Genomic DNA, 11,819 nt, shown 5'->3' with positions numbered 1-11,819 from the left:
GTTGACCCGGAAGGCCAGCGCCGCCGAGGCCGGCACGTCTTTCAGCGTCGTGCGCTCCCCGCGCCCGACGCGCCGCACGAGCGCCAGACCGCGCCGCCGCTCCAGGCGGCGTACGTGCACCCGTCGACCGTGGCCGGGGCGGCGGGCGACCCGCTCACCCCGGTGAGCGGCCGCGTCGGCCGCCCGCCGTCGAGCGGCACCCGCACGAGACCGCTGCCCGTGGCCAGCCACACCGCGTCACCGCTCGCCGACGGCTGCTGCAGCACGGGCTCGGCGCTCTCGGACAGCACAGACGAGAGCGACACCGCGCGCCCGTCCACCCAGAGCGTCCGCTGGTCGGGGTCGAGCAGCGCCCAGTGGCCCCCGACGGAGGTGAGGGAGACGTTCTGGCCGTCGCCCCGCGCCGCCACCTTGGTCGTCGTCGTGGACGGCTCGGCGGCGTTCAGGTCGACGCGCACCAGCGTGCGGGTCGTCGGCTGGTAGGCGAACAGCACACCGGAGGGATCGAGCGCCGACACCGCCCGGCCGCCGAGATCGATGGTCGGCGCCGAGCCGGAGTTGAAGGAGTCGAGCTGCTGGACGGTGGTCAGCCACACCTGCCCGGTGGCCCGCGAGAGCAGGGCGACGTGCGAGCCGGCGAGCGACACCTGCGGGGACCGCGGGGGCAGGGCGACCGACTTGCCGGCCTCCGCCTTCGCCGGGTCGACGACGGCCACCGTGTTGGCCTCGCGGTCGACGAGGAGCACATCCGCGCCGTCCTGGACCACATCCAGCGCCTCGCCGGTGCCCGCCACCACCGAGTTGAGCTTGTCGATCTCGGTGTTCGCCCGGCCGAGCGACTTCTTGGCGTCGCTCGCGACCCACACCGCTGCGTCGTTGAGCTGAAGGTGCTGCGCGCTGTAGCCGCCAGAGACCACGGCGAGCGTCGTCACGAGGGCGGCCACCGCCGTGCCGCTCACGGCCGTCGCCGCGAGGGACTTGTGCGCGGCGAGCCACGCCCCGAGACGCGCGAGCACGGTCACGTCCCGTCCGTCCTCTGGACGCACTTCTGGCCGCTCGGCGTTCCGGTCTTGCCGTCGCGGTTGACCGTGACGGTGACGCAGACGGTCTGACCGGGCTTCGCATCCACCCGGAACTCGGTGGCGTGCTGACTGCTCGGCGGCTGGTCCTGCACGGTCACCTGGTAGGTGTCGCCCTCTTGCAGCCCGGGGTCGCTCCAGCTGAACACGATCGTGCTGCCGGTGACGCGGCCGCTGAGGTCGCGAACCGTCGGGATGTCGCCGCTGGCTCCGGCGCGGACGAGCACGACGGAGGCCGTCACGGCCAGCACCACGACGAGCGCGGCGCAGGCGATCAGCGAGACGACCAGCGCCCGCGAGGCCTTCGACGGCGGCGCCTGCTGCGGCGACTGCGCGCTGCCCATGCTCTCGCGCACGACGGTCCGCGTCGGAGCGCGCGTCACGGTCGCGGACGCGGGGGCGGCGCGACGGCGACGGCGGCGCGCGCCGGGGTCGACCGCCACGACGCCCTTCACCCGCGTGCGGTCCTCCGGGTCGCCGGCGGTCGCCAGCGCCCAGTCGTCCATGGCCACCTCGATCGGCGTCTGCGGCAGTCCGAGCTCCGCCTCCACCGCCTGCAGCTCGCGGATGAACTCGAGCGCGCTGCGCTGGCGCTGCGACGGCTTGCGCGACATCGACTTCATGAGCACCTGCTCGAGGCGCGGCGGAACGTCGGCCCGGCCGATCGGCAGCGGGCGGCTCTTGGTGATGCGCTGGATGAGCTCGGCGGCCGTGTTCTCCTTGCCCGGCACCTCGAACGGCGACCGCCCGGCCAGCAGCGAGTACATCGTGGCGCCGAGCGACCAGACCTCACTGGCGATCGTGCCGCTGGTCTCATCCAGCAGCACCTCCGGCGCCGACCACGGGATCGAGAGGCCGATCGCCTCGGTGACGTCGGCCTCGCTGAGCGTGGCGGCGATGCCGAAGTCGCTCAGCACCGGGTGCCCGTAGGCCGTGGTCAGGATGTTGGAGGGCTTGATGTCGCGGTGGAGCACGCCCGCACGGTGGGCCGTCTCGACCGCGCTGGCGATGCGCACGCCGATGCTGAGCACCTCCGGCACCGGGAGCGGCTCGGAGCGGTAGCGCTGGCCGATCGCGGCTGAGCAGAGCTCCATCACGAGGTACGGGCGGCCGTCGGACGAGACACTCGCCTGGTAGACGGTGAGGATGGACGGATGCGTGCTCAGCTGGGCCATCAGGTTGGCCTCGGCCTGGAACATCTGCTTGACCTGGCTGGTGACCACCTCGGCCAGCATGACCTTGACGGCGACCTGCCGGCGGGGCATGTTCTGTTCGTAGAGGAACACGTCGGCGAAGCCCCCGGAACCGAGCACCCGGACGTACGAGAAGCCGGGGAGGTTGGGCGGCTGGGACGGCAAGCGCCGGGCCATCGGCTCCTCCCGTTCGTCGATGCTGTGCGTGTCGCTCCGTGGCAAAAGCGTCTGACAATTGTAGGCAGCCGCCCCTGGCCGTCAGCCGGGCCGGACCCGCACTGGGGACAACTCGATTACCCCCAAGTCGGGGGACAGTTTCAGTGCCTGCGGGCTGCTCGCCGGGACTCGCCGTCGCGATGCGCACCCGACTCCGGGGTCGCCAGCACGTCGACCACGACGACGGTCACGTTGTCTCGCCCGCCGTTGCCGAGCGCCGCATCCATCAGCCGCTGCGCCGCATCCAGCGGGGAGGAGCCCTCGGCGAGGAAGTAGCGGATGCCGTGCTCGGTGAGCTCCTTCGTCAGGCCGTCCGAGCAGACCAGCAGCCGGGCGCCCGCGACGATCGGGATGAGGAAGTAGTCCGGGACCGGGTCTTCGTTGAACCCCACCGCACGGGTGATCACGTTGCTGTGCGGGTGCACCTCGGCCTCGGCCGGCGTGATCGCGCCGGCGTCGAGCAACTCCTGCACGATCGAGTGGTCGACCGTCAGCTGCTCGAGGGTGCCGTCGCGGTAGCTGTAGACCCGGGAGTCGCCGATGTTGAACACCAGCCAGTACGGCGATCCGTCGACCAGCGTCAAGGCGATGCCGGTGACGGTCGTGCCGGTGCCGAGGTCGGTGTGCCCCACGCCCCGGCCCATGTCGTCGACCGCCGCTCGCAGCGCCTCGGTGAGCGCGACCTCTCCGACGAAGTCGGCCTTCACCTTCTCGGCGAGCCGCGTCACCACGGCCGTGCTGGCGAAGTCGCCGGCGGTGTGGCCGCCCATGCCGTCCGCGACGGCGAAGATGGGCGCGCGCGCGAGCAGGCTGTCCTCGTTGACGCTGCGCCGGTAGCCCGTATCGCTGAGGGCCGCCCAGGAGAGGCTGATGCGCGCGTCGGAGTCGCCGGGGACGGCCACGGTGTGGCGTCTGCTGCTGCGACCGATCTGGGTCACTCGCGTCCTTCGTCTCGTCGGGCGATGATCTCGATGATATTACCGTCGCCGATCTCCACCCTCGCGCCGGCGAGCACCACGACCGACTCCCCGGCCGCAGCCGGCGGGAACCGCCGGGACCGGCCACGACCGTGCCGTTCGTGGAGCGAAGGTCCGTCACCACGACGGCCTCGCCCGACTGCTCGATCCGGGCGTGGGTGGACGAGACCTCCTGCGTCGGCGAGACGACCGTCACGAGGCGCGGCTCGACGTCGGTGCCGACCCGCTGCTGTGCGGGCCGGCGGCCGACCAGGAGGGGCGTATCCAGGGCGACGGCCTCACCGGAGGGCAGGCGTGCGGCGAACGTGGCGGGAGGCGGCGGGACGACGACCGGCTCGGTCGGCGGGAACGCGTCGGCGGCCGCTGCGCTCGACAGCAGCGGCTGCTCCGCGTGCTCCCGGGCGGGCGCCGGCTCCTCGATGTCGACGGCGCCGGGCAGCTCGTGCGGGGCGGGACGCGCGTCGGGCGGAATCACCCCGGCCCCCGGGCTCTCGTGCGCGAACAGGCTCGAGCTCCGGCTGCGGTCGCGGATGATCGTCTCCTCCGCGGCCGGGCCCGTGACGGCATCGCCGGCGGCTACGGGCTCGGGCTGCAGTGCGGGCGCCTGCCGCCGCTCCGCGCGCTCGATCGGCTTCAGCGTCCACGTCAGCAGCTCGCCGTCGGCCACGCCGATCCCGAGCGGCAGCGATCCGACCGCCAGCCGTGCGACCGGACCGGTCACCGCGTCGTCGCCCTGCAGCACCAGCCCGGTGACGGCGCGGAACTCGGCGAGCACCCACGGCTGCACGCCCGCGGCGGAGAAGCGCCGGGCGCCCCCGACGGAGAAGACGTCGATCGCGGCGGATCCGCGCACCACCGCCGTCACCGTGACCTCGCCCGCGGCGTTCGGCTCGGCCAGCTCGGCGACCGCGAACGAGCGGACGCTGTCGGGTCCGGCGAGCGGGAAGGCGCCGACCACGGACTCGATGGTCGCGAGATCCGAGTCGGCCAGCCAGTACACCGCGTCCACGATGTCGTCGGACACCGTGCTCTCGACCGCCGCGACGAACCGGCGCCCGGCGACGAGCAGCCACCGCGAGGGTCCGCCCGTGGGGGCATAACGGATGAAGCCGCCAGTCATCGTCGGCTCCTCTCGTGGTCGATGCGAGTGTAGCCCGACCGCGACGGGCTCACCGACCGGCGGCGGTCACCACCAGCCGGAACGGCGTGCCGGCGCACGTCGCCGCATCCGCCGGCACGGGCACGACGGACCCGACGACGACGCCCGGGTCCGTGGAGACCATCACCCGGCCGTCCGCGTTGACGAGCGCCAGCGCACGCCCGGCGGCGAGCATCCCGGGCAGCAGCTCCCGCTCCAGCCGCTTCACGTAGACGTCGACGCCGACGACGCCGATCATCCGGCCGTCGCACTCGACCGGCGAGGTGACCGTGACGATGTAGTCGCAGGCGCAGAGGTGGTCGACGTACGGGCCGGTGATGTGGGTCCGGTGAGTGGACTGCGGGATGCGGTACCACTCCAGCGAGCGGAAGTCGCGCAGGTACTCGGCGTACGAGCGGGCGGCGAGGTCGAGCTTCGACGGCCCGGCAGTGGCGCCGAAGACCGGGTTGTCGTCGAGCGGCCCCAGCCACCACGCGAAGCGGAGGTCGCCGTCGGGGGCGTCGGGTGCGGCGATGAAGCCGGCGCCGATCAGGAGGGGGTCGTCCTCCGCCAGGGCGGGGAGGACGAGGGCGGCGACGCGGTCGTCGTCGGAGCCGTCGGCGAGGAGGGACTCCCGCCAGCGGTCGAGGGTGCCGTGGATGCGCGCGAAGAGCTCCGCGACGCGGTCGGCGGCGAGCCGGAGGCCGGAATCGATGCCGGAGCCGGAGTCGGTCAGCGCCTGGTCAGCCATCGATCGTCCCTCCCGTCTCGATCCGCGCCTTCGCCGCCAGCAGCCAGCGCGCGACGCCGTCGAGCAGGCCGCTCACCTGGGCGCGGGCGGTCGCCGCGTCCCGCGCCGCCACCGCGTCCGCGATCGCGCGGGTGGCGGCCGCCGCGGTGTCGCGGAGGGCCGCATCCCGCATCCCGAGCCAGAGCAGCGGGCCGAACTCCGCCTGCAGACGCAGCTGCTCGCGGACCAGGCGGGTGGACTGGCTGAGCACGGCGAGCTCGAGCAGGAAGCCGCCGGCGTTGCGGCGCGCCTGCGGTGCGGCCGAGAAGTCGGCGGCGTCGAGCCAGCCGCGCAGGCGCTCGTCGTCGGCGGGCGTCGCCCGCTCGGCCGCGCGGTCGGCGCAGCCCGCGGCGATCGCCGTGACGTAGACGGCCAGGTCGCCGAGCTCGACCTGCGAGAGGCCGTGGAGCCGGGTGGTGAGCAGCGCGTCGTCCGCGTCGCCGGGGTGCACCACGAAGCTGCCGCCGTCGCGCCCGCGGCGCGTCTCGACGAGGCCCGCCTGGCGCAGTATCCCGAGCCCCTCGCGCGTCGTCACGAGGGCGACGCCGAAGCGGCGCGCCAGCTCGGCCTCGCTGGGCAGCCGCTCCCCGGCGTCAGCACGCCGAGCACGATCGCATCGGCCAGCCGACGCGCCACCTGCTCGGCGCGCCCGGCCTCGGCGAGCTGCGCGAAGACGGCGTCGCGGGCGGCGGGCGCCGCGCGGGCGGTGCGCGGCACGTCACGGGCGGGGGTGCTGGTCACGGCTCCACGATAGCCCGCCGCAATCATTCGGTATAGGATGAATTCGTGGCGAGCGAAGGAGCGAGCGTGACCGGACCCGACGGAGCCGTACTGGCCGGCGTCCGCGTCGCCGACTTCTCGCGGGTGCTCGCGGGCCCGTACGCCACGATGATGCTCGCCGACTTCGGCGCCGACGTCATCAAGATCGAGAGCCCGGCCGGCGATGACACGCGCGCCTGGCGTCCTCCGGTGGATGATGCCGGCGAGTCCACCTACTTCGGTGCGGTCAACCGCAACAAGCGCTCCGTGGTCTGCGACCTGGGCACCGCGGAGGGCCTCGCCGCCGCCCGCCGGCTGGCCGAGACGGCGGACGTCGTGATCGAGAACTTCCGCCCGGGCGTGATGGAGCGCTTCGGCCTCGACGAGGTGGGCCTGCGTGCCGCCAACCCCGGGCTGGTCTACTGCTCGATCACCGGATTCGGCCGCGACGCAGGCGCCGCCCTCCCCGGCTACGACCTGCTGGTGCAGGCGGTCGGCGGACTGATGAGCATCACCGGATCCCCCGACGGCGAGCCCAGCAAGGTGGGCGTCGCGCTGGTCGACGTGCTCACCGGGCTCAACGCGTTCTCCGGCATCCTGCTCGCCCTGCGGCAGCGGGAGGCGACCGGCCGCGGCTCCCGGGTGGATGTGGACCTCCTCGGCTCGCTGCTCGCCGCGCTGACGAACCAAGCCTCCAGCACGCTGGCGACGGGACGCTCCCCCGGCCGGCTCGGGAACGCGCATCCCAGCATCGCGCCCTACGAACTCTTCCGCGCGGCCGACCGGGACCTCGTGGTCGCCGTCGGCAACGACCGCCAGTTCGCGGCCTTCGCCGCCACGCTCGGAGCGCCGGAGCTGGCGACCGACGGCCGCTTCGCGACCAACGAGGCGCGGGTCGCCCACCGCGCCGAACTGCGCACGGCTCTCGAGCCGCTGGTCGCCGCGCGGTCCGCCGCCGAGTGGGTTGGCGCGCTGACCGCCGCCCGCGTCCCCGCGGGCCTTGTCAACAGCGTGGCCGAGGCGTTCGCCTTCGCCGAGACGCTCGGCCTCGACCCCGTCGTCGAGACGCGCGACCCCGCGACCGGCCGCGTCTCGCGGCAGCCGGCCACGCCCATCCACCTCGACACGGCCCCGGCCGTGCACCGCACCCCGCCCCGCTGCTCGGCGCGCATGAGGCCCGCTGGGCCGACGAGCGGGCCGACGAGCGACCCGGCGGACGACCCGGAGACCACCCCGACGAAAGGACCCGACCGTGACGACGACGCTCGACGAGGCGTTCAGCATCGACCCGCTCCTCAGCGACGAGGAGCGCACCTGGCGCGACAAGGCGCGCGCCTTCGCGACCGACCGCATCCGCCCGGTCATCGAGCAGGATTTCGAGGACAAGCACTTCCGCCGCGAGCTCGTCGGTGAGCTGGGCGCGCTCGGGTTCCTCGGCATGCACCTGATGGACGAGGGATGCGCCGGCGCCGGCGCGGTCAGCTACGGCCTGGTCTGCCACGAGTTGGAGGCCGCCGACAGCGGCTGGCGCACGTTCGTCTCGGTGCAGGGCTCGCTGGCGATGAGCGCGATCTCGAAGTTCGGCTCGGACGAGCAGAAGGCCGAGTGGCTGCCGGCGATGGCGCGCGGCGAGCGGATCGGCTGCTTCGCGCTCACCGAGCCGGACGGCGGCAGCGACCCCGCCGGCATGCGCACCCGCGCCCGGCGCGACGGCGACGACTGGGTGATCGACGGCACGAAGCGCTGGATCGGCCTGGCCGCCCTCGCCGACGTCGCGATCGTCTGGGCGGCGACCGACGAGGGCGTGCGCGGCTTCGTGGTTCCCACCGGCACGCCGGGCTTCACGGCGACCGCGATCGACGGGAAGCTCTCGATGCGCGCGTCCGTCCAGTGCGACATCGTGCTGGATGGCGTCCGGGTGCCCGCCTCGGCGCAGCTGCCCGGCGCCCGCGGCCTCTCCGGTCCGTTCTCCTGCCTCAATGAAGCGCGCTACGGGATCGTCTGGGGCGCGATGGGCGCTGCGCGCGACTGCCTCGAGGTGTCCATCCGGCGCGCGACGACCCGCGAGGTGTTCGGCCACCCGATCGGGGCGACCCAGCTCATCCAGGAGAAGCTCGCGAACATGCTCGTCGAGTACGAGAAGGGGATGCTGCTGGCGCTGCACCTCGGACGGCTCAAGGAGGCGGGATCGCTCACCCCGACGCAGATCAGCGTGGGCAAGCTCAACAGTGTGCGCGAGGCGCTCGCGATCGCGCGCGAGGCCCGCACCATCCTCGGCGGCGACGGCATCACGAACGAGTTCCCGGTGATGCGGCACATGGCGAACCTGGAGTCGGTGCGCACGTACGAGGGCACCGACGAGATCCACACGCTCGTGCTCGGGCGGGCGCTGACCGGGCTGGCGGCGTTCGCATGAGCGCGACGGAGGCCCGGGCGGTGGATGCGGTGGATGCCGCTGTCACCGCGGCGGCGCAGGCCGCGCGCACCCCGACGACACGCGAGGAGCGCGCCGGCTGGCTCGACGCCCTCGCCGACGCGCTGGAGGCGGACCGCGCCGCCCTGGTCGACCTCGCCCACGAGGAGACGCATCTCTCCCCCGCCCGGCTCGACGGCGAGGTGACGCGCACCGCCGCCCAGCTGCGCTTCTTCGCGGGCGTCATCCGCGAGGGCGGCTACCTCGAGGCGGTCGTCGAGTCGCCGGACCCGTCACTCATCCCGCCGCGCCCCGACCTGCGCCGGATGCTGCGTCCGCTCGGGCCCGTCGCGGTGTACACCGCATCCAACTTCCCGTTCGCGTTCTCGGTGCTCGGCAACGACACGGCTTCGGCGCTCGCCGCGGGCTGCCCGGTCGTGGTGAAGGCGCATCCCGGTCACCCGCGGCTCTCGCGGCGGACCGCGGCGCTCGCGGGCGGCGTGCTGCCGGACGGCTGGTTCTCCCTGGTCGAGGGCATGTCGGCGGGCACCGACCTCGTGCGTCACCCCGGCATCCGCGCGGCCGGCTTCACGGGCTCCGTGCGCGGCGGCCGGGCGCTGTTCGACCTCGCGGTGTCGCGACCCGACCCCATCCCTTTCTACGGTGAGCTGGGCAGCATCAACCCCGTCGTGGTGACGCGCGCGGCCGCCGCCGAGCGTGCCGCCGCGATCGGCGCGGGGCTCGTCGGATCGTTCACGCGCGACTCCGGGCAGTACTGCACCAAGCCGGGACTCGTCTTCGTGCCGGAGAGCGGAGGGGTCGAGGATGCGGTGCGCGCCGAACTCGGCGGCGCACCGGCCGGGCGGCAGCTCACCGAGGGGATGTCCGACGCCTTCGCCGCCGGCGTCGCGGCGTTCGAGCGGCACCCCGGCGTGGAGGTCGTCCGTGCGGAGGCGTCCGAGGGCGCATCCGCCCCGACCGTCGTGCTGGTTCCGTCCACCGTCTTCCTGGAGGACGCCGAGACGTTCCTCGCCGAGTGCTTCGGGCCGGTGACCGTCGTCGTGCGGTACGGCGACGGCGACCTCGACCGCATCCTGGCGGCGCTCGAACCGTCTCTCACCGCGACGATCCATCGCGCCGCGGGCGAAGACGTCACCGCGCTCGCCTCCCGGCTGACGGACGTCGCCGGCCGCCTGCTGTTCGACGGCTGGCCGACCGGCGTCGCCATCGGCTGGGCGCAGCACCACGGCGGCGGGTGGCCGTCGACCACGGCGAGCGTGCACACGTCTGTCGGCGCCACGGCGATCCGCCGGTGGCTCACCCCTCTCGCGTACCAGGACGCCCCGCAGGAGGTGCTCCCGCCCGAACTCCGCGACGGGAACCCCCTGCGCATCCCCCGCCGCGAGTCCTGACCCACCTCTGAGGAGCATCCCCACCATCGAGTCCGCGATGTTTGCACGGATCCGGGCGGGAAACGTGCAAACATCGCGGACTCGACGGCGGGCGCACTCGACGGCGGGCGCACTCGACGGCGGGCGCACTCGACGGCGGCCGCACTCGACGGCGGGCGGCTCGTCGGCGGGCGGAACTCGCGCGGGCGTTACGGAAGCGGCGTGGGCTCCGCCGCGGCGGGCTGCGACCGGCGCGCCCGGAGCAGCTCGGCGACACGGATCGCGTCGCCCTCCGGCGCCGTCGAGTGGCGGTCCGGCCGCGCGAGGAAGAGGTACAGCAGGCCCGCGCCCGCCACGATCCCCAGCCCGATCAGCACTATCCAGTCGTTGAACCAGCTGCCGGTCGCGGTCGGCCACGCGAGCAGGATCATGGCGAAGATCCCATACGCCAGCGCGACGATGTTCACCACCAGTCCGGCCGAGCCGAGGCTGAACGGTCCGGCGGGACGCCATCCCTTCAGCCGCTGCCGCAGCGACGCGAGCACCACCGACTGGAACGCCACGTAGATCCCGAGCACGGCGAACGCGGTCACCTGCGTGATCAGGCCGTCCGGCCCGACGTAGACGATGACGCTGATCAGCACCGGGATGCTGCACGCGACGATCAGCGCGTTGACCGGCACCTTCGTGCGCGGCGACACCTTCGCCAGCCAGCGGTGCGCCGGGATCATCCCGTCGCGCGCGAACGAGAACAGCAGCCGGCTCGCCGCCGCCTGCAGGCTCAGCACGCAGCTGAGGAACGCGGTGACGGCGACGACGAGGAAGATCTTCGCCCCGACCGTCCCGAGCGCCGACTGCAGGATCTCCGGGATCGGGTCCACATCCTTGCCCGCCACGATCTTCTCCAGGTCCGGAGCCGCGAGCACGTAGCCGCCGAACGCGAACAGCGCCGACACCCCGCCGACCAGGATCGTCATCATCATGGCCTTGGGGATGCGGCGCGCCGGGTTCGCGACCTCCTCGGCCACGTCGCCGCATGCCTCGAACCCGTAGAAGAGGAAGAGGCCGGCCAGCGCCGCGCCGAGGAAGGCGGCGACGTACGATCCGTCGCCCTGCACCCCCATCGAGTCGAAGAACACCGAGAACGGGTGCTTGCGCTGGAAGATCAGCAGGTAGATCCCGACCGCGATCACGCCGACGAGCTCGGCGGCGAGCCCGATGCGCGCGACGGTCGCCAGGGTCTTCGTCCCGGTGAAGTTGAGCGCGAGCGCCACCACCAGGAGCAGCACGGTCAGACCGAGCGTGACCTCTTTCGTGGCCTCCAGCCCGAACAGGCTGGCCAGGAACCCGCTGCCGTACGACGCGACCGCCGTGATGGTGACGATCATCGCCCAGATGTAGACCCATGCGGCCATCCAGGCGTACCGCCGACCCCAGAGCCGCCGGGCCCACGGGTAGATGCCGCCGTGGATGGGGTACTGCGAGACGACCTCGCCGAACACCAGCGAGACGAGGAACTGCCCCGCGCCCACGATGACGATCCACCAGATCGAGGGCGGGCCGCCGGTCGCCATGGCGACCGCGAACAGCGAGTAGACGCCGACCAGCGGCGACAGGTAGGTGAACCCGAGGGCGAAGTTCGCCCACAGGGTCATCGACCGGTTGAAGGAGTCCTCGTAGCCGAGGACGGCGAGGTGCTCGCCGTCCTCCAGGTGCGGGGACGAAGGTTCTGCAGCCATCGGATGCCTTCCGCTTCAGGTGCACACGTCGATGTGTGTGGAGGCAGCGTAGCGGAGAGACGGGCCGCATACCTATAGGACAGGATGTTTCGGCGCACCAGAGCGAACGTTCCGGACAATCCCT

Annotated in this window: 9 protein-coding genes and 2 pseudogenes; 3 read left to right on the top strand and 8 right to left on the bottom strand. The window is 73.2% G+C overall.

Going from position 1 to position 11,819, the window contains the following annotated elements; genetic code table 11:
- Window positions 1-41: 41 nt before the first annotated feature.
- From ACQ86M_RS05815 to ACQ86M_RS05785, 7 genes and pseudogenes are all read right to left on the bottom strand, one after another.
- Window positions 42-1,022, bottom strand: coding sequence for a hypothetical protein (locus ACQ86M_RS05815; RefSeq protein WP_431247384.1), 981 nt, complete (start codon window positions 1,020-1,022; stop codon window positions 42-44).
- Window positions 1,019-2,449 carry a serine/threonine-protein kinase gene (locus ACQ86M_RS05810; protein ID WP_431247383.1) on the bottom strand — a complete coding sequence of 477 codons (1,431 nt, stop codon included), beginning with the start codon at window positions 2,447-2,449 and terminating at the stop codon, window positions 1,019-1,021. The genes ACQ86M_RS05815 and ACQ86M_RS05810 overlap by 4 nt, the downstream gene beginning before the upstream one ends.
- Before the next feature lie 140 nt (window positions 2,450-2,589).
- The gene (locus ACQ86M_RS05805; protein WP_431247382.1) at window positions 2,590-3,426 is read right to left on the bottom strand and encodes a PP2C family protein-serine/threonine phosphatase; all 837 of its coding nucleotides are present in this window, start codon (window positions 3,424-3,426) and stop codon (window positions 2,590-2,592) included.
- Between the two features lie 172 nt (window positions 3,427-3,598).
- Window positions 3,599-4,585 (bottom strand): annotated as a pseudogene (locus ACQ86M_RS05800) (FHA domain-containing protein); the annotation flags it as partial.
- A 49-nt stretch (window positions 4,586-4,634) separates the two neighbouring features.
- Window positions 4,635-5,354 carry a cache domain-containing protein gene (locus ACQ86M_RS05795; RefSeq protein ID WP_431247381.1) on the bottom strand — a complete coding sequence of 240 codons (720 nt, stop codon included), beginning with the start codon at window positions 5,352-5,354 and terminating at the stop codon, window positions 4,635-4,637.
- Window positions 5,347-5,955, bottom strand: a complete 609-nt coding sequence (locus ACQ86M_RS05790; RefSeq protein ID WP_431247853.1) for an FCD domain-containing protein — start codon at window positions 5,953-5,955, stop codon at window positions 5,347-5,349. Before ACQ86M_RS05790 ends, ACQ86M_RS05795 begins: the two co-directional genes overlap by 8 nt.
- Window positions 5,925-6,134, bottom strand: a complete 210-nt coding sequence (locus ACQ86M_RS05785; RefSeq protein ID WP_431247380.1) for a hypothetical protein — start codon at window positions 6,132-6,134, stop codon at window positions 5,925-5,927. The genes ACQ86M_RS05790 and ACQ86M_RS05785 overlap by 31 nt, the downstream gene beginning before the upstream one ends.
- Before the next feature lie 147 nt (window positions 6,135-6,281).
- On the opposite strand from ACQ86M_RS05785, the pseudogene ACQ86M_RS05780 reads away from it, so the two are divergent.
- The 3 genes and pseudogenes from ACQ86M_RS05780 to ACQ86M_RS05770 form a co-directional block, all read left to right on the top strand.
- A pseudogene (locus ACQ86M_RS05780) lies at window positions 6,282-7,253 on the top strand (CaiB/BaiF CoA transferase family protein); the annotation flags it as partial.
- Between the two features lie 151 nt (window positions 7,254-7,404).
- The gene (locus ACQ86M_RS05775) at window positions 7,405-8,568 is read left to right on the top strand and encodes an acyl-CoA dehydrogenase family protein (RefSeq protein ID WP_431247379.1); all 1,164 of its coding nucleotides are present in this window, start codon (window positions 7,405-7,407) and stop codon (window positions 8,566-8,568) included.
- Entirely contained in the window at window positions 8,565-9,977 is a 1,413-nt protein-coding gene (locus ACQ86M_RS05770) for an aldehyde dehydrogenase (NADP(+)) (RefSeq protein WP_431247378.1), read from the top strand. The genes ACQ86M_RS05775 and ACQ86M_RS05770 overlap by 4 nt, the downstream gene beginning before the upstream one ends.
- A gap of 188 nt (window positions 9,978-10,165) precedes the next feature.
- On the opposite strand, the gene ACQ86M_RS05765 is transcribed toward ACQ86M_RS05770, so the two are convergent.
- A complete protein-coding gene (locus ACQ86M_RS05765) occupies window positions 10,166-11,695 on the bottom strand; it encodes an APC family permease (RefSeq protein WP_431221140.1) in 1,530 nt (509 codons plus the stop codon).
- Between the last annotated feature and the right edge of the window lie 124 nt (window positions 11,696-11,819).

Source organism: Leifsonia xyli subsp. cynodontis, from assembly GCF_050632205.1.
Classification (GTDB): domain Bacteria; phylum Actinomycetota; class Actinomycetes; order Actinomycetales; family Microbacteriaceae; genus Leifsonia; species Leifsonia xyli_D.
This window is presented reverse-complemented; position numbering and strand designations above follow the sequence as displayed.